Origin of the sequence: Tenacibaculum geojense (genome assembly GCF_042676005.1) — a bacterium.
In the GTDB taxonomy this organism is placed as follows: domain Bacteria; phylum Bacteroidota; class Bacteroidia; order Flavobacteriales; family Flavobacteriaceae; genus Polaribacter; species Polaribacter geojense.
In genome coordinates, this window is sequence record NZ_JBHTJR010000045.1 from 252527 (window position 1) to 271432 (window position 18906).

Here is an 18906-nt window from a genome sequence, read left to right on the forward strand (position 1 = left end):
CAAGAGTTTTTAGGTAATTTCGGTTTTTTATTCAAACAATTAATAATGACACGAAAATTACTCTCAAAAGTTCTTATCGTAGCCTTTTTCTTAAGCTTCACCTTACCTACTGAAGCACAAAGAAGAAAAAAGAAAAACGATAAAAAAAAGCCTCCTGTAGCTGCTAAAAAAGATAGTAAACCTAAAAAAGGAATACAACCTTATGCTAAGGTAGTAACCAAAAAACATACTACTGATGATGGTTTATTTAAAGTACATTCACTAGACAATAAATACCTATTTGAAATTCCTGACTCATTACTAAACAGAGAAATGTTAATGGTTACCAGAATTGCTAAAACAGCAAGCGGTATTGGTTTTGGCGGTGGTAAACAAAACACTCAGGTATTACGTTGGGTAAAAAACAAAAAACAAATTTTATTAAAAGTAGTATCTCATAATGTTGTTGCAGATACCATTTTACCTGTTCACGAAGCTGTAGTAAACTCTAACTTTGAGCCAATTTTATTTGCTTTTCCTATTAAAGCATTTAGTAAAGATTCAACAGCTACCGTTATTGACGCATCTCCATTATTTGATGGAGATGTAAAAGCCATTGGTTTTCCTCAAAGAAGAAGAAAATCTTACAAAATATCTAAAATGGATAAGTCTAGATCTTATATAGATAGAATTAGCAGTTATCCACAAAATATTGAAGTAAGAAACGTAAAAACTTATGTAGCGGGCAATCCTCCAGCTAATTCTAGTGTTGGTTCTGTAACCATGGAATTAAGTAATTCTATGATTTTATTACCTAAAACACCTATGAAAAGACGTTATTTTGACGAACGTGTTGGATGGTTTACAAGTTCACAAACTGATTATGGTCTAGATGTACAAAAAAGTAAATCTGTAACTTATTTAGACAGATGGCGCTTAGAGGTTAAAGATGAAGACATTGCTAAATTTAACAGAGGTGAATTAGTTGAACCTAAAAAACCTATTGTTTATTATATTGATAGAGCCACTCCTAAAAAATGGCGTAAATACATAAAACAAGGTATTGAAGATTGGCAGGTTGCTTTTGAAGCAGCAGGATTTAAAAACGCAATTATTGCTAAAGATCCTCCAAGTAAAGAAGAAGATCCAGATTGGAGCCCAGAAGACGTTCGCTATTCTGTGGTAAGATATTTAGCTTCTCCAATACCAAATGCAAATGGTCCTCATGTGAGCGATCCTCGTTCAGGTGAAATTTTAGAATCTGACATCAACTGGTATCATAACGTAATGACCTTATTACACAACTGGTACTTTATCCAAACTGCTGCTATTAATCCTGAAGCAAGAAGTAATCAATTTAAGGATGAAATTATGGGACGTTTAATTCGTTTTGTATCTGCTCATGAAGTTGGTCACACTATTGGTTTGCCACACAATATGGGGAGTTCTGTAGCGTACCCTGTTGATTCTTTACGCTCAGCTACATTTACTCAAAAGTATGGAACTGCGCCATCTATTATGGATTATGCACGTTTTAATTACGTAGCTCAACCAGAAGACAAGGGTGTAGCGCTTATGCCAAATATTGGACCTTATGATAAATACGCTATTAATTGGGGGTACCGCCCAATTTTAAACACCTCAGCAGAAGAAGAAAAACCTATTTTAAAAGGTTGGATTAAAGAAAAGGCTGGAGATCCTTTATATCGTTTTGGACATCAACAAGCAGGAAATATTATTGATCCTAGTTCTCAAACTGAAGATTTAGGTGCAGATGCAATGAAAGCTAGTAGCTATGGTATTAAAAACTTACAAAGAATTTTACCTCGTTTAGAAGAATGGACTTCTGAAGATGGTGAAAACTATGATGAGTTAAAAACCATGTATGGACAGCTTATTGGTCAGTTTAACAGATACATGGGACACGTAAGCTCTAATATTGGTGGTGTATATGAATACTATAAAACTTCTGATCAATCAGGAGCTGTATATACTCATGTTCCTAAAGAACACCAGAAAAGAGCCATGAGCTTTGTAAATAAAGAGCTATTTGCAACTCCAAATTGGTTAATAGATCAAAATATCATTTCTAAAACTCAATATTCAGGTTCTGTAGAAAGAATTAGAGGATTACAAGTAAGAACATTAAACCGAATTTTAAAAACAGGAAGATTAACTCGTGTTATTGAAAATGAAGTTATTAATGATAAGAAAGCGTACACTATTTTAGAGCTAATGACCGATTTAAGAAAAGGTATTTGGTCAGAACTTTACAATAACAAAACTATTGACCCGTATAGAAGAAACTTACAACGTGCTCATTTAGATCGTTTAAATTATTTATTAAACGAAGCTAAAGACCAAAGAAGCCCAAGGTCTTCTGGTGGTTACTTTAAACAAACAGCTGTAAATATTAGTCAATCTGATATTAAACCAGTTGTTAGAGGTGAATTAAAAAGGCTACAGCGAGATATTAAAAGAAGTATTCCTAATGCTAGAAATACAATGACTCGTTACCATTTACAAGATGCTTCAGATAGAATTGAAGCTATTTTAAACCCAAAGAAATAATCAAGTTCCCCAACTTTAAAAGCATCAGTAAATATTATTTTACTGGTGCTTTTTTCTTTTAAAAAATTATAAAAAAGAATTGCTACTTTTATAACCATCTCTAATCTTATCAATTATTATGAAAACATACATACAACTACTCGCTATCACCTGCCTCCTATTTCTGAGCTGTGAAAAAAAGACAGAAAAAACATCTGTAGAAACAGAAAAAAAAGACACGTACGTACAAGATAATTATACCAAAACAGAGGTAGATATTGCAATGCGTGACGGTATAAAATTACACACCACCATATACAAACCAAAAGACACTACGCAAAACTACCCAATTTTACTACAAAGAACTCCCTACAGTGGAAGACCTTATGGTGAAGGTAAAATGAGAAAACGTATAGGGCCTAATGAACACTTAATGAAAGATGGATACATTATTGTTTATCAAGATGTTCGTGGTAGATGGCTAAGTGAAGGAGTTTATGACAATATGCGTGCTTACAAACCTAATAAATCTGAAAAAGAATCAGATGAAGTATCCGACACTTATGACACTATTGATTGGTTAGTTAATAATGTATCACATAACAACGGCCGCGTGGGTACTTGGGGGATTTCGTACCCAGGTCATTATGCAACTGTTTCTGTTATAGATGCGCACCCTGCTTTAAAAGCTTCTTCACCTCAAGCATGTATTGGTGATTTTTACTTTGATGATTTCCATCATAATGGTGCTTTTATGTTGAGTTATTTTAGAGCTGTTTCATTATTTGGAACTTATAAAGATGCTCCAACAGACTCTGCATGGTACTCGTTACCTAGTTTAGGTACAAAAGATCAATATCAATTCTTTTTAGACGCTGGCCCTTTAAAAAATTTAAACACGTTTTTTCAATACGATAAAGTAGACAATCCTACCGCAAATAATAACCCCGATAAAATTGATGATTTCTTTTGGAAAGAGATAGTAGAGCATCCAAATTACGATAGTGTTTGGCAAAGTAAAGGTATTATTCAGCATTTAAAAAACGTAAAACCAAGTGTAGCTACCATGGTTGTTGGTGGCTGGTTTGATGCAGAAGATTTATACGGACCTTTAGAAACCTATAAAAATATTGAAAAACACAATCCAGAAAATTATAACACGTTAGTTTTTGGACCATGGGATCATGGTGGCTGGGCGAGAACAAAACCTCAAAATATTGTAGGTAATTATTATTTTGGTGACTCAATTTCTATAAATTATCAAAAAGAAATAGAAACTCCATTCTTTACTCATTTCTTAAAAGGTGAAGGCGATAAAAACTCAGGGTTACCTGAAGCCTATGTGTTTGATACAGGTAAAAAATCATGGAAATCATATGATGTTTGGCCTCCAAAAAATGCTAAGAAAAAATCTTTTTATTTAGCTGACAATAATACATTAACCTCATCTGTTAAAGGAATTTCAAAAATTAATTTTGTTAGTGATGTTAAAAATCCTGTTCCGTATTCTGAAGATATCAAAACAGTATTTACGCCACGTAAATACATGACCGATGACCAGCGTTTTGCTGCAAGAAGACCAGATGTATTGGTTTTTGAAACACCTGTTTTAGAAGAAGACCTAACAATGGCTGGAGATATTTTAGCTAAATTACAAGTAGCTACTACAGGTTCTGCAGCAGATTGGATTGTAAAAGTGATAGATGTTCACCCTTCTGATGCCGAAGAAACTAATGATAAAATGCAAAATCACTTAAAAATGAGTAATTACCACATGATGGTAAGAAGTGAAGTTTTAAGAGGTAGGTATAGAAATAGTTTTGAAAAACCAGAACCTTTTGTACCCAATACAAAAACAAGTGTAAATGTAAAATTACAAGATGTTTTTCATACGTTTAAAAAAGGACACAAACTTCAAATTCAAGTTCAAAGTACTTGGTTTCCTTTAATAGATTTAAATCCACAAACCTATGTTGACAATATTTATAAGGCAGATGAAAAGGACTTTAAAACTCAAACTCATACTGTTTTTACAGACTCTAGTATTGAATTTACAGTTATAGAATAATATTTATTTAAAAAGATATTTCCAAACCCTTAAACATTATTGTTTAAGGGTTTGGTGTTTTAAAATCAAATAATATTTTTGCCCTAATAAAAATTAAAAAATCTATGAAAAAAATTATTCTTCTTTTTTTTGCATTAATTACTGGAGCTACTTTCAGTCAAGATTTTAAAATAACAAAAAGTGACATCTTTAAAGACCGAAAAAAACATAGTTTTCTTAGTGAAACTATTGAAGATGGAAATGGCGGTATTATTACTGTAAGAGGTTATTTAGGAGGATTTCCTGCAAGAAGAGTAAAAGGTTATTTTATACAACATTTCGATAAAAACTTAAAACTCATTGATGAAGTTGAACATAAAGTAGACTGGGGCTCTATTGAAGGTGCATTTATTAAAAACAATAAAATACATTTAATAGAATATATTAGAAATCGTTTTGATAAAGAGAGTAATGTAAAATACAACGTATTAATCTCTGATATTAACAAACTCTCATTTACCACCAAAGAACTTATATCTATTTCTAAAGATAATATAAATGATTACTTAGATTTAGCCTTAATACCCTTCTTTTACAAAAATCATAAAAACCAATACGATAAAAATCATTTAGGAGAAGTAATTATGTCTAAAAATAAAAATTACTTTGCCATAAATTTTGATTTAAAAGATAAAAATACAGAGAGAAATAAAGTCTTTGTTTTTAACAATGATTTAGAATTAATATACAGCAAACTAATATCTAAAAACATAAAAGACAAGTATTTTGTATACAATAACCTAGAAGTAGACGATGATAATGGCGCTGCATATTTCTTAGGAAAATCTTATGAAAACAATAGTAGAAAAGCTAAAAAAGATGGAAAATCTAATTATCACTTTGAATTAACTAAAATTGATAAAGACAGTGAAAATAACGTAAGTTTTAAAACTCCTGATAAATTTATTGGTAGTCTATCTATAGTTAAAAATAACGGAAAATTATCTTGTGTAGGATTTTATGGAAACAGAAAAGAAGCCGTATATAATGGTGTTTGTATTTTTAATTTAGATCCTACAAATTTATCAATGAATACTAAAGTGTTTAATCCTTTTTCTGAAACTTTTATGACAGATAAATATGGTGATAGAGCCGGTAAGAAAAAAAGAAAAATGAAAAAAGGATTAGGAAATATTAAGTTTAAAAACATTGAAAGGCTAGATAATGGTGATTTAGTCATCAATGCAGAAGAAGATTATATTACTGTTCACACTACTTCTGGACCTAATGGCTCTGTTAGTACTACTACTGTTCATCATTTTGATGACATTATATCTTTTCGTTTAGATACTGCTGGTAAGTTAAAATGGGCAAGAAATATAAATAAAGCGCAAACAGGTACTTTAAATTCATCATTTACACCATTTTCTGCTGGAAATAAAACTTACTTTTTTATCAATTGTTCAGATAGAATTAAAAAATTAAGTGGTGATCGAATTTCGTTTAGAGATACTTCTGCTAAAAACTCAAATCTTTATGTAATTTCTGTTAGTAATAATGGAGAAATTGATTTTAAAAAACTAATAGATAGGAAAGACTCTAAAGTATATTATAAAGTGTACAATGGATTGATTTCATCTAACAAACAAGAAATTATATTTTTAGGAAAAAAGAATAAGAATTCTCAAATTCTAAAATTAAGTATTTAAATAAGGCCGCTATATGCGGCTTTTTTATTCTAAAAATTTTAAAAATTCTTTTCTGGGTATTTCATCAGCTCCCAAACTAGCTAAGTGACTATTGTAAACCTGACAATCAATTAATCGATAACCTCCTTTAGTTGCTAAATGGATAAATGCTAATTTTGAGGCGTTACTTACTTTACTAAACATACTCTCTCCACAAAAAACACCATTTTTTAAATCTACACCATACAAACCTCCTACTAGTATTTTAGAGGAATCTGGATTAGTTTGCCAAACTTCTATCGATTTTGCAAAACCTTTGTTGTACAAACTAAGGTATGCTTCTTCCATATCATTAGTAATCCAGGTGCCTTCTTGATCTTTTCTTTCTATTATTTTACAGTTTTTTATCACCTCTTTAAAAGCTGTATTTTCTGTAATTGTAAAAGTTCCTTTTTTGATAATTTGCTTCATCGATTTAGAAACTTTTACGGATTCTGGAAATAAAACCATACGCTCCCACGGCGAATACCAAACAATAGGCTCACCCTCATTAAACCAGGGGAAAATTCCGTTTGCATAAGCAAAAACTAATCTTTCTACAGATAAATCTCCACCAATAGCTAATACACCATCCTCAGTTGCTAGTTCATGAGGTGGAAATACCAACTCCTCTCCTATCCAATACATTTAAAAAATTATTAATCCTAATAAATATACCATACTTCCAACCACCATTGCAATTAAAGTATATGGTAAAATCTCTCTTGCTTTTAATTTTGTTATTCCTAATAACGGAAGTGCCCAAAATGGTTGTAACATATTAGTAACTTGGTCTCCATAAGCTAAAGCCATAATAGCTTTTGGTAATGGAACTCCCAAAGTTAATGCTGATTCTACTACAATTGGCCCCTGAACCACCCATTGTCCACCTCCACTTGGCACAAAAATATTAACTAAACCTGCACTAAAAAAAGTAAATATTGGAAGTGTTGTTGGGTTTGAAATAGACACAAAAAAATTGGCGATTAACCCTACCATTCCAGAGGTGTTCATTATACTCATAATTCCAAAGTATAACGGAAATTGAATTAAAATTCCTGAAATATCAGATATGGCCTCACCAACAGCATTACTAAACTTTTGAATGCTTCCGTGTAAGATTAAGCCTAAACCTAACATGAAAAAATTAATTAGATTAGGGGTTATTTTAAGTTGTAAGATATCTAACCTATAAACATATATAAAACTAATAAAAATTACACCTCCAAAAAAATATGCTATCCATTTTGAAGCATCTAATTTTTCAGCATTAGTAGTTATTTTAATTTCTTTATTCATCTCATAATTAGGTAGATTAATAATTGTAGGATTCGCTTTCTTCCCTAAAAAATAAAAAGTAAACGCTACTGTAATTAATACTGTAAAAAATATAATAAGGTTCCAACTACTAAAAACAGTATCGCTATAACGAATGTTTTGTGGTAATTGAGTTAATATTTTTTCAGATGAAACAGATTTCATTAAACTAAGCAAATGTCCATCTTCATTAATTTTTATTGGAGCTGATCCAGAAATTCCTCCATGCCAAACCAAAAATCCAATATAACCTGCTGCTCCAACTATAGGGTAGTTTAATGGTATATTATTTTGCTGGGCGTGCTCTGCCACTTTTCTGGCTAATAATGCTCCGAAAATTAAACCCAACCCCCAATTAAAAAAAGACACCAACATCGTAGCTACAATTACAATGGCTGCACTAGAAGCTGTGTCATTACAATATTTTGTAATTTTTAATATTAGGTTACTTGCAGGTTTTCTAAGTACTAAAACGTGTCCCAAAACCAATATAAGCATCATTTGATATGCAAAAACAAGCAAATTATTAGACCAAATTCCTTGCTGCCAATAACCTAAAACCTCTAAACTATAACTACTTAATGAAGTACTTTCAGGTTTTGTAAAAAAAATAGCTAACACCATAGTTAGCAAGGTTAACAACACTGCTATTGTTAAAGGTGAAGGTAAATATTTTTCAAAAAAATACTCTATGCGTTGCGTAACTTTCATGCATTATCATTTGTTTTGCTAAAATAATAAATACACTCAATTGGTTTTTAACTAATTTTGCAGCATGGTAAAAGAGATTCAAGTCCGTGTTAATTTAGTTGAGGAACGTAAAACTTCAATACTAGAAAAAAAAGCGGCTCAAAAGCTAAACATTCCTTTAACAACTATTTCAGGAGTTAAAGTTTTACGAAAATCTATAGATGCTCGTAAAAAAGAAGTTGTTTTTAACTACAAAATAGCCGTTTATGTAAATGAACCAATACCTACAACTCCAGATTATATTTTTGATTATAAAGATGTAAGCAATGCTCCAGAAATTCATATTATTGGCTTTGGACCTGCTGGAATGTATGCTGCACTGAGGTGTATAGAACTTGGTTATAAACCTATTGTATTAGAACGCGGAAAAAATGTAAAAGACCGTCGTAGAGATTTAAGAGCTATAAATCAATTTCATGATGTAAATAGTGATTCTAATTACTGTTTTGGTGAAGGTGGTGCAGGTACATACTCTGATGGTAAATTATATACCCGAAGTTTAAAACGTGGCGATGTTAGAAGAATTTTTGAAAACTTAGTTTACCATGGTGCAACTGATCAAATTTTGGTAGATGCACACCCGCATATTGGGACCAATAAGCTTCCTAAAATCATTCAAAATATTAGAGAAACAATTTTAAAATATGGTGGTGAAATTCACTTCAACACTCGTGTAACCGATTTTATAATTCAACAAAATGCAGTTAAAGCTTTAATTTTAAATAACACAACAGAAATGAGTGCTACTAGTGTTATTTTAGCTACTGGACATTCTGCGCGTGATATTTTTGAACTTCTTCACAAGAAAAATATTTTAATCGAAGCTAAATCATTTGCTATGGGAGTTCGTGTGGAACACCCACAAACACTAATAGATCAAATTCAATATAGCTGTAGTGGTGAGCGCGATGAATTATTGCCAGCAGCGGCATATAGTTTAGTACATCAAGTAAATAACAGAGGGGTATACTCTTTTTGTATGTGTCCTGGTGGTTTTATAGTTCCAGCAGCAACTGCTAATGGAGAAGTTGTAGTAAACGGGATGTCTCCATCTAGAAGAAATAATAAATTTGCTAATTCAGGAATTGTTGTTGAAATTAATGTTGATAAAGATTTACCCAAATATGATCACTTGGGACCTTTAAAAGGTTTACAATTTCAAAAAGATTTAGAAAAACTAGCTTTTAATGCAGGTGGCAAAACACAAGTAGCTCCAGCACAAAGATTAACAGATTTTGTAGAAGGTAAATTTTCAACAAGTTTAAACGAAACTTCTTATCAACCTGGTTTAAATTCTGCTCCATTACACTCTTTAATGCCTAAAATTATTGGAGGACGATTACGTAAAGGGTTTGCTGCTTTTGGCAAAAAAATGCACGGTTATTATACTTCTGAAGCTAATATTATTGGGGTAGAATCAAGAACCTCATCACCAATTAGTATTCCAAGAAATGAGAGTTTAGAACATCCCACTATTGAAGGACTCTTTCCCTGTGGTGAAGGAGGCGGCTATGCGGGAGGTATTATTTCTGCCGCTATGGATGGTGAGCGATGTGCAGAAGCGGCCACCGCAAAATATAAACGTTAATTATTTGGTGAAACGTTAGATTTGGTGGTATTTTTGCTTTTTAATTTTTTTTGATGTCTAATAATGACTAACAAACCTAAAAAGAAGAAAAAAGGAAATAAAAATCCGCATATGAAACGTTTGCATAATTATTATCAGCGAACGGGGTTTTATATGTTTATATGGGAAAGCTTAAAAAAAGCTTTTTGGCCAATAGTTATAGTTGTTGTTGCTTTGGTATTGTTTAACAAATATGTTTACAATATTAATGATGGTTTACAAACGATGACCGAAACCTTTTCAAGAGTTGGTGTTTTAATTACATTTTTTATTTCTGAAACTATTTTAGGATTAATTCCTCCTGAAATTTTTATTGCTTGGTCTAAAAAAACTCCTGAGCCAGTAATTAATTTAGCTATTTTAGCTACATTATCTTATTTTGGAGGATTAACAGCATATTTTATTGGTAGAGCATCATTAAAAATAGCAGCCGTTAAAAATTATTTAGAAGTTAAAATGGCAATGCACCTAAAAAACACCAGCAAATGGGGTGGTTTTTTAATTTTAGTAGGTGCACTTTTACCCTTACCATTTGCCATTAGTTGTTTAACCGCAGGTATGATTAAATATCCTTTTAAAAGTGTAGTTGCTTTTGGACTTTTTCGTTTTGTTCGTTTTGCAATTTATGCTTGGGCAATTTTTAATATGGTAAGTTAAACTTAAAAAATATGGCATTAACAAATAACGATGTTTTTAAAAAGCTACGAGTAGCTCATAAACTAAAAGATACAGATATTATAGAAATTTGTGCATTGGTAGATTTTAAAGTATCCAAATCTGAAATAAACGCAATTTTCAGAAAAGAAGATCACCCTAAATACATGAAATGTGGTGATCAATTTTTACGAAACTTTTTAAACGGATTAATTATTCATTTAAGAGGTCCAATGCCTGAAAAGAAGCCTAACAATAAAAAAACAACAACATAAAAAAAGAGCGCTCATAGCGCTCTTTTATTTTTTTCTAATATTTATATTTTAGAAAGGTAAATCGTCCGGTTCATCTGCAGATAAATCTGGAGCTGGTTCAAAAGATTGTGCTGGTGGCACGTTAGACGGCGCACCTGCTGCTAAACTTTCTATTCTCCATCCTTGAATAGAGTTAAAGTATTTTGCTTCACCTTGTGGATTAATCCACTCTCTACCACGTAAGTTAATAGATACTTTTACATCTTGACCAACTTGAAAGCTGTTTAATAAATCACATTTATCTTGAATAAACTCAATTAACAACATTTGTGGGTATTGCTCATCAGTAGTTACTACTAACTCTCTTTTTCTAAACCCGTTACTTCCAAAAGTTTGTGTTTCGTTAATTAACTTAATTTTCCCAATTACTTCCATTTCCTATTTATTTAATTAAAAGTACCTTCCAAGCACTTTCTACATCATTTTTTTCTAAAAATTGCTGTGCAAATGTATGTTTTTTTTCTTCTGAAATACCAACAAACTCTGGATGTTCTTTACTAAAGTTATTAACACTTTCTTGGCTAGGTAATGTTTCTACGTTTCCTAAAACCCCTAAATTATTACCTGTTAATATAGAACTATTTTTTACGGGTTCTGGCATTTGGTCTACTCCAATACCCAAAGTAGTCAGTGGTTTTGGAATTTCAAAAAAACCTTCTCTGGCTCTTGAATAAAAATTCCCTCCTGCTCTGGCTACTAAATCAATTTTATAATGATCTATTTGTCCGTTTTCATCCAGAACATCTTCATTTATATGAAGCTTTACTACCTCACAAACAATTAAATTACCCGCACCACCTTCAGATCCTGTGTAAATAATATCTACCACTTTACATTCCATCTGTACAGGAGATTCTGCTACCCTAAAAGGTTTTACTTCATCTGAAGGTAACATGGTTAAACCGGCTTTTTCAAATTCGTTAACCCCTTTAGGATACATGGTGCTACTTAAAGACATTTGTTGTACAATATCATAATTAACTACATTAATTACAACTTCTTTAGTAGCTTCTGCATTGTCTAAAGTATGTTTAGTGGTATTATTTCTTACACTTCTTGCTGGTGAAAACACCAATGTTGGAGGATTGGCTCCAAAAACATTAAAAAAACTAAATGGTGATAAATTAGGATTTCCATCGACGTCTACAGTACTCGCAAAAGCAATTGGTCTAGGTGCTACCGATCCTAGTAAATATCCATGTAATTTACCTGTTGATATATCTTTAGGATTTATTGTTAACATGTTTTGTTTTTTTGGTTACTGTAAATATACTACGCTTTTAGAAATTAAGTTATAACTAGAATAGTTTATATTTGATTGATGAGTTATTTTAACAATACTTTCTGGTTTAAGCGTTTTGCAATGATTATTTCATTCATTATTGTTTCATTAATATTATGGAATACCTACGTATTTTTTCAGCGTTTTAAACAAGATGAAAGAAGTAAAATGGAAATCTTTGCCTCTGCTATTAAAGAATTTGAAAGTAATACTGATTTAAATGCTAGTTTTAATCTTGAAAATAAAGTACTTGAAAAAATTAAAGGAATCCCGCTAATCCTGACTGATGAAAATGATGCAATTATTTCTTATCATAACTTAAATGAAAAAAAAGCTACCGATAGTATTTATTTAAAAAAACAACTATTGGTTATGAAAAGACAAAACGCTCCTATTACTATTAATTATGTAAAAGATAAAAAGCAATTTGTTTATTATAGAAATTCAGATTTATTATACAAGTTAACCTATTATCCTATAGCTTTATTATTAATTCTTGTTTTATTTTTATCTGTAGTTTATCAGTTTTTTAGCTCTAACAAAATAGCTGAACAAAATAAACTTTGGACAGGAATGGCTAAAGAAACCGCACATCAAATAGGTACACCTTTATCATCTTTACTAGGTTGGATAGCCATTTTAAAAACAGAAAATGTTAGTAAAGATTATATTTCAGAAATTGAAAAAGATGTATATAGATTAAGTACAATAGCTAATCGTTTTTCAAAAATAGGATCACTTCCAGAGTTACAAAAACAAAATATTGTAGAGGAAACAAAAAAAGCATATGATTATCTAAAGTCTCGAACCTCAACACAAATTAGTTTTAATTTTGAAGCCCAAAACTCTATCATTAATGTATTACTTAACAATGAACTTTATGGATGGGTTATAGAAAATTTAATTAAAAATGCTGTAGATGCCATGCAAGGAAAAGGTAAAATTAATGTGATAATTAAAGAATATGAAAAGCAGGTTAAAATTTTTGTGAGCGACACCGGAAAAGGAATTCCAAAATCACAATTTAAACAAATTTTTAAACCTGGATTTACTACTAAAAAAAGAGGTTGGGGTTTAGGACTGTCTTTATCTAAAAGAATAATTAACAATTACCATAAAGGAAAAATTCACGTATTAAAGTCTGAACCCAACAAAGGAACTACTTTTGAAATTGTTTTAAATAAAGCAATTTAAAAGTAGTTTTTAGGTTTCTTATACTATTTAAAATTGGCTGCAATTTCTTTAGCTAACGTCTTAAACTCGTCATCTGTTAACTTTACTTTATTAATAAAGCGCATATCATCCATAACGTTAATTGGTATTAAGTGAATATGAACATGAGGTACTTCTAAACCTATTACACTCATTCCTATGCGCTCACAAGAAACTGTTTTTTCTATCGCTTTTGCAACTCTGTATGCAAAATCATTTAATGCTAAATAATCATCTTTAGATAAATCGAAAATTTTATTTTCTTCCTTTTTCGGTATAACCAAGGTATGCCCTTTTGCATTTGGGTTAATATCTAAAAAAGCAAAAAACCTATCATCTTCTGCTACTTTATAAGATGGTATCTCACCATTTATAATTTTTGTAAAAATACTTGCCATAATATGATTCGTTTACTTGTAAAAATAAAAAAATCGGGTTTAGTAAAACACTAAAACCCGATGAAATATAATGGTAATAATTATTATCTTGAAATTTCTACAATTTCAAATTTCATTAAACCGTTTGGTACTTGAATTTCTGCAATTTCACCAACAGTTTTTCCTAGTAAACCTTTACCAATAGGTGAATTTACAGATAATTTACCATTTCTAACATCGCTCTCACTATCCGCAACTAACGTGTAGTTAAACTCCATTCCGTTAGTAGTGTTTTTTAATTTTACTTTCGAATGAATTAAAATTTTTGATGTATCTAATTGACTTTCATCAATAATTCTTGCATTGGCAACTACATTTTTAAGTTTAGCGATTTTAGTTTCTAATAAAGATTGCTCTTCTTTAGCTGCATGATATTCTGCATTCTCACTTAAATCTCCTTTATCTCTTGCGTCTGCAATTTCTTGTGATACTCTCGGACGCTCTACCTGCTCTAAGTGTGCAAGTTCGTCTTTTAATTTTTTTAATCCTTCTTCCGTGTAATATGATACGTTACTCATAAGCTCTAAAATTTAAAAAATCTCATACCGTTTGGAATGAGATCTGTAACAAATGTACAAAATATTTGTAAATTCGTTGCGTTGTAAAATTACCTATCTAATAACATTTATGAAAAATTTAGCGGTTTTAGCCATTCTTTTAGTATTACTTAGTTGCAGTGACAGACCAATTATTAATAACTGTTTTGAAGGTATTACCATAAATGCAACCGTTAATTTGAGTAATCCAGAGTTTGTAGATTTACAAGTACCCAACGGATATACTGAAACTAATTTAAGCGGAAGAAGAATATTGCTAATTCGTGGAAACTCTAGATATAGAGCTTTCGATTTACAATGCCCAGAACGTGACTGTAACACTCCTATGCAATTTGATGGCTTAATTTTAGAGTGTTCTTGCAGCGGAAAACAATATAATTATTTACAAGGAGGAGTGCCTCAAGATGGTGAAGGCTGCTCTGCCTTAGAGTATACCGTTTCTCAAACCGGTAGTGATAGGCTTCAAATTACTCGCTAAAATCATTTCTGCAACCCAATAAGATTGTTATTTTTGTGCTAACAACACAACAAACAATACAACGTGAAAAATTATTTTTCGTCAAACTTTAAACTGGGCGTTCTTGGTGGCGGTCAGTTAGGAAGAATGTTACTATCGGAAACTCAAAAATTTGATGTTTATACCGCTATTTTAGACAGTTCTGAAACGGCACCTTGTGCTAAAATATGCAACGAATTTCATCAAGGTGATTTATTAGATTTTGATACCGTTTATAATTTTGGTAAAAAAGTAGATGTATTAACTATTGAAATTGAAAATGTTAATATTGAAGCTCTTGAAAAACTAGAAAAAGAAGGGCTAACCATTTATCCAAAACCGAGAAACATCAAAACTATTCAAAACAAGGCTTCTCAAAAACTTTTTTATAAAGATCATAATATTCCAACAGCAGATTTTTCTCGCTTTGCATCTATAGAAGAGTTAAAACATGCAATAAATAATGATGCGGTTTCCTTACCTTTTGTGTGGAAATCTGCACGTTTTGGTTACGATGGTAACGGAGTAAAGGTTATAAAAAAAGTATCAGATTTAGATCACTTACCAACAGCAGAATGTATTGCTGAAAAATTAATTCCTTTTAAAAATGAATTAGCGGTTATTGTTGCTCGTAATAAAAGTGGTGAAATAAAAACTTACCCCGTTGTAGAAATGGAGTTTCATCCAGAAGCAAATCAAGTTGAATACGTAATTTGTCCTGCTAGAATAGATGAATCTGTTGCTAAAAAAGCTAGAGAAATAGCGCTAAAAGTTGCAGATGCTTTTGATTTTGTTGGCTTACTTGCGGTAGAGATGTTTCAAACACAAAACGATGAAATTTTAGTTAATGAAGTTGCTCCAAGAACTCATAATTCTGGACATTACAGTATAGAAGCTAGTTACACAAACCAATTTGAACAACATTTACGCAGTATTTTAAACCTTCCACTAGGCAATACTAATAGTAAAGTTGCAGGTATTATGGTAAATTTAGTAGGTGAAGAAGGTTATACTGGAGATGTAATTTATGAAAACATTGAAAAAATTATTGCCATAGATGGAGTAACTCCTCACATATACGGTAAAAAAACAACTAAACCTTTCAGAAAAATGGGGCATGTAACTATTGTACATGAAAACATTAACAACGCAAGAGAAATAGCGCAACAAGTAAAAGAAACGGTACGAGTAATTTCAAAACAAAACTAAATCACAACTAACTCATTATATAGCACAATTGTATTAATTGTGTTTAATAAAAAATAAGAATATGGTAGGAATTATCATGGGAAGCGATTCAGATCTTCCTATAATGCAAGAGGCTATTGATATATTAGAAAGTATGGACATTCAAATAGAAGTAGATATTGTTTCTGCTCACAGAACTCCAGAAAAACTTTTTGATTATGCTAATAATGCTCATAAAAGAGGAATTCAAGTTATTATTGCTGGTGCTGGTGGTGCTGCTCATTTACCAGGAATGGTAGCAAGTATGAGTCCATTACCTGTAATTGGAGTTCCTGTAAAAAGTAGAAACTCTATTGATGGTTGGGATTCTGTGTTATCTATTTTACAAATGCCAGGAGGTGTTCCTGTAGCTACTGTAGCATTAGATGGCGCAAAAAATGCAGGAATATTAGCCGCACAAATTATTGGCGCTTCTGACAAGTGCATATTAGATAAAATTATTGCCTATAAAGAAGGGTTAAAACTTAAAGTTGAAAAAGCTTCTGAACGAGTAAAAAAATAAAAAAACGCAAGCTGATTAGCTTGCGTTTTTTACACTCTTTATATTTAAATTTCATGTTTACATCTTTAAATTTATAAAGTGTTAGAATTTATATAATCCATAAATTATACCTTACTATTCATTTTTTAATTGATAACTTTGTTTTAAGAGCTAACTAATCATTATTAAAAAGCTTTAAAATGAATCCATTATTACAAAAATTTAATACACCTCCTTTTTCTTCTATAAAAGAAACAGATTATAAACCTGCTATCAAAGAAGCTATTGCTTTAGCAAAAGCTGATATTGAGGCTATTACTAAAAACGCTGAAAAACCAAATTTTTCAAACACCATTGAAGCGCTTGATGCAGCAGGTGAAAAACTAGGTAGAATTACCAGTATTTTTTTCAATTTAAATTCTGCAGAAACCAATAAAGAAATTCAGACTATTGCTAAAGAAATTTCTCCATGGTTAAGCGAATTTAAAAACGATATGATGTTAAATGAGGCATTGTTTGATAGAGTTAAAAACGTATATGAACAACGCAACAATTTAAATTTATCCACAGAACAACAAATGTTATTAGAGAAAAACTATAAAAGTTTTTCTAGAAATGGCGCTAATTTAGCAGAAAATAAAAAAGCTGAATTACGTGAAATAGATACCGAGTTAGCAAAATTATCTTTACAATTTGGCGAAAATGTTTTAGCAGAAACGAATAGCTTCGAAATGCATTTAACAAATGAGAATGATTTAGATGGTTTGCCTGATAATGCCAAAGAAGCTGCTAGAGAAATAGCCAAGCAAAGAGATAAAGACGGTTGGATAATTACCTTAGATTACCCTAGTTACATTCCTTTTATGACGTATGCTAAAAATAGAGACTTACGTAAGAAGTTATCGATAGCTTTTGGTAAAAAAGGATTCCAAAACAATGAATTTAATAATGAAGAAATTGTTTTAAACATTGTTAAACTTCGTCATAAAAGAGCCAATTTATTAGGCTACAAATCACATGCGCATTTTGTTTTAGAAGAAAGAATGGCCGAAACACCTGATAAGGTTTTCTCCTTTTTACATGATTTATTAGAAAAAGCGAAACCTGCTGCCGAAGAAGAGTTCTTGAAACTTGAAACCTATGCAAAAAAGTTAGACAATATTGATAAACTCCAAAAATGGGATAGTGCTTTTTATGCAGAAAAACTAAAAAAAGAGCTTTTCAACTTAGATCAAGAAGCCTTAAAACCTTATTTTAAGCTTGAGAATGTAATTGATGGTGTATTTACCGTATCAGAGAAATTGTTTGGTTTACAGTTTGAAGAGATCAATTCTATTGATGTTTATCATAAAGATGTAAAAACGTATAATGTTACTGATAAAGACGGTCAATTTGTATCATACCTTTACGCTGATTTTCATCCAAGATCAGGAAAACGAAACGGAGCTTGGATGACTTCCTATAAATCTCAAGAAATTAAGAATAACGTTAATGAACGTCCTCAAGTTTCCATTGTTTGTAATTTCACAAAGCCTACAGCCTCAAAACCATCATTATTAACCTTTAATGAAGTAACCACATTATTTCACGAATTTGGTCATGCTTTACACGGAATGCTTGCTAACACTACTTATAAAAGTTTATCAGGAACCTCTGTGTATTGGGATTTTGTAGAATTACCAAGCCAGGTTTTAGAAAACTGGTGTTATGAAAAAGAGGCGCTCGAATTATTTGCAAAACACTACGAAACAGGAGAAACTATTCCTATTGAATACATAGAAAAAATTAAAGAATCTGCTTCTTTTAATGAAGGCATGCAAACATTACGTCAGTTAAGTTTTGGCTTGTTAGATATGAGGTGGCATACACATGAAGCTCCTGACACCATTAATAATGTTAAACTATTTGAAAAAGAAGCTTTTGCTACTACACAATTATACCCTGATGTAGAAGAGAACTGTATGAGCACAGCATTTTCTCATATTTTTCAAGGAGGATATTCTGCTGGATATTATTCATACAAATGGGCAGAAGTTTTAGATGCTGATGCATTTGAGTATTTCCAAGAAAAAGGAATTTTTAATAAAGAAGTAGCAGATAAGTTTAAAACACATGTTTTATCTAAAGGTGGAACCGAAAAACCTATGGATTTATACAAACGTTTCCGAGGACAAGAACCAAAACCAGAAGCCTTACTGAAAAGAGCTGGATTATTAAAATAATATGAA

Annotated in this window: 17 protein-coding genes; 11 read left to right on the top strand and 6 right to left on the bottom strand. The window is 31.2% G+C overall.

Features of this window, described 5'->3' with window-relative positions:
- Positions 1-45 precede the first annotated feature (45 nt).
- The 3 genes from ACFQ1U_RS08670 (at position 46) to ACFQ1U_RS08680 (ending at position 6285) form a co-directional block, all read left to right on the top strand.
- Positions 46-2550, top strand: a complete 2505-nt coding sequence (locus ACFQ1U_RS08670) for a zinc-dependent metalloprotease (RefSeq protein WP_386107359.1) — start codon at positions 46-48, stop codon at positions 2548-2550.
- Between the two features lie 118 nt (positions 2551-2668).
- A complete protein-coding gene (locus tag ACFQ1U_RS08675) occupies positions 2669-4597 on the top strand; it encodes a CocE/NonD family hydrolase (RefSeq protein WP_386107361.1) in 1929 nt (642 codons plus the stop codon).
- A 104-nt stretch (positions 4598-4701) separates the two neighbouring features.
- Positions 4702-6285 (top strand): hypothetical protein, encoded by a 1584-nt coding sequence (locus ACFQ1U_RS08680; protein WP_386107363.1) that lies wholly within the window; start codon positions 4702-4704, stop codon positions 6283-6285.
- A gap of 24 nt (positions 6286-6309) precedes the next feature.
- On the opposite strand, the gene aat is transcribed toward ACFQ1U_RS08680, so the two are convergent.
- Entirely contained in the window at positions 6310-6951 is a 642-nt protein-coding gene (gene aat, locus ACFQ1U_RS08685) for a leucyl/phenylalanyl-tRNA--protein transferase (protein ID WP_386107365.1), read from the bottom strand.
- On the bottom strand, positions 6952-8331 hold the full coding sequence (locus ACFQ1U_RS08690) for a short-chain fatty acid transporter (protein WP_386107368.1): 1380 nt from the start codon (positions 8329-8331) through the stop codon (positions 6952-6954). It abuts the gene before it with no gap.
- A gap of 64 nt (positions 8332-8395) precedes the next feature.
- Here ACFQ1U_RS08690 and ACFQ1U_RS08695 point away from each other — a divergent pair, with 64 nt between their 5' ends.
- The 3 genes from ACFQ1U_RS08695 to ACFQ1U_RS08705 all read left to right on the top strand — a co-directional run bounded on the left by ACFQ1U_RS08695 (position 8396) and on the right by ACFQ1U_RS08705 (position 10926).
- Positions 8396-9958: an NAD(P)/FAD-dependent oxidoreductase gene (locus ACFQ1U_RS08695; protein ID WP_386107370.1), complete on the top strand. Its 1563-nt coding sequence runs from the start codon at positions 8396-8398 to the stop codon at positions 9956-9958.
- A gap of 63 nt (positions 9959-10021) precedes the next feature.
- Positions 10022-10654, top strand: coding sequence for a YqaA family protein (locus ACFQ1U_RS08700; protein ID WP_386107372.1), 633 nt, complete (start codon positions 10022-10024; stop codon positions 10652-10654).
- Positions 10655-10665: 11 nt separating this feature from the next.
- The gene (locus ACFQ1U_RS08705; RefSeq protein WP_386107374.1) at positions 10666-10926 is read left to right on the top strand and encodes a DUF1456 family protein; all 261 of its coding nucleotides are present in this window, start codon (positions 10666-10668) and stop codon (positions 10924-10926) included.
- A 48-nt stretch (positions 10927-10974) separates the two neighbouring features.
- Here ACFQ1U_RS08705 and ACFQ1U_RS08710 read toward each other — a convergent pair whose 3' ends face one another.
- Together ACFQ1U_RS08710 and ACFQ1U_RS08715 are read right to left on the bottom strand one after the other, a co-directional pair.
- Positions 10975-11340 (bottom strand): DUF3127 domain-containing protein, encoded by a 366-nt coding sequence (locus ACFQ1U_RS08710; protein WP_386107376.1) that lies wholly within the window; start codon positions 11338-11340, stop codon positions 10975-10977.
- Between the two features lie 7 nt (positions 11341-11347).
- Positions 11348-12208 carry a flavin reductase family protein gene (locus ACFQ1U_RS08715; RefSeq protein WP_386107378.1) on the bottom strand — a complete coding sequence of 287 codons (861 nt, stop codon included), beginning with the start codon at positions 12206-12208 and terminating at the stop codon, positions 11348-11350.
- Between the two features lie 78 nt (positions 12209-12286).
- Between ACFQ1U_RS08715 and ACFQ1U_RS08720 the strand changes: the two genes are divergently transcribed.
- On the top strand, positions 12287-13441 hold the full coding sequence (locus tag ACFQ1U_RS08720; protein WP_386107380.1) for a sensor histidine kinase: 1155 nt from the start codon (positions 12287-12289) through the stop codon (positions 13439-13441).
- Positions 13442-13464: 23 nt separating this feature from the next.
- Here the strand turns inward: ACFQ1U_RS08720 and ACFQ1U_RS08725 are convergent, their stop codons facing one another.
- Both ACFQ1U_RS08725 and greA read right to left on the bottom strand, forming a co-directional pair.
- Positions 13465-13857: an HIT family protein gene (locus tag ACFQ1U_RS08725; protein WP_386107382.1), complete on the bottom strand. Its 393-nt coding sequence runs from the start codon at positions 13855-13857 to the stop codon at positions 13465-13467.
- Between the two features lie 83 nt (positions 13858-13940).
- Complete coding sequence (gene greA / locus ACFQ1U_RS08730; RefSeq protein WP_386107384.1) at positions 13941-14414, bottom strand: transcription elongation factor GreA; 474 nt, start codon at positions 14412-14414, stop codon at positions 13941-13943.
- 109 nt (positions 14415-14523) lie between these two features.
- Between greA and ACFQ1U_RS08735 the strand changes: the two genes are divergently transcribed.
- From ACFQ1U_RS08735 to ACFQ1U_RS08750, 4 genes are all read left to right on the top strand, one after another.
- Entirely contained in the window at positions 14524-14931 is a 408-nt protein-coding gene (locus ACFQ1U_RS08735; protein WP_386107386.1) for a Rieske (2Fe-2S) protein, read from the top strand.
- Between the two features lie 63 nt (positions 14932-14994).
- Complete coding sequence (locus ACFQ1U_RS08740) at positions 14995-16158, top strand: 5-(carboxyamino)imidazole ribonucleotide synthase (protein ID WP_386107388.1); 1164 nt, start codon at positions 14995-14997, stop codon at positions 16156-16158.
- Between the two features lie 61 nt (positions 16159-16219).
- Positions 16220-16699, top strand: coding sequence for a 5-(carboxyamino)imidazole ribonucleotide mutase (gene purE / locus ACFQ1U_RS08745; RefSeq protein WP_386107390.1), 480 nt, complete (start codon positions 16220-16222; stop codon positions 16697-16699).
- A gap of 179 nt (positions 16700-16878) precedes the next feature.
- Positions 16879-18900, top strand: a complete 2022-nt coding sequence (locus ACFQ1U_RS08750; protein WP_386107392.1) for a M3 family metallopeptidase — start codon at positions 16879-16881, stop codon at positions 18898-18900.
- Positions 18901-18906: the final 6 nt, after the last annotated feature.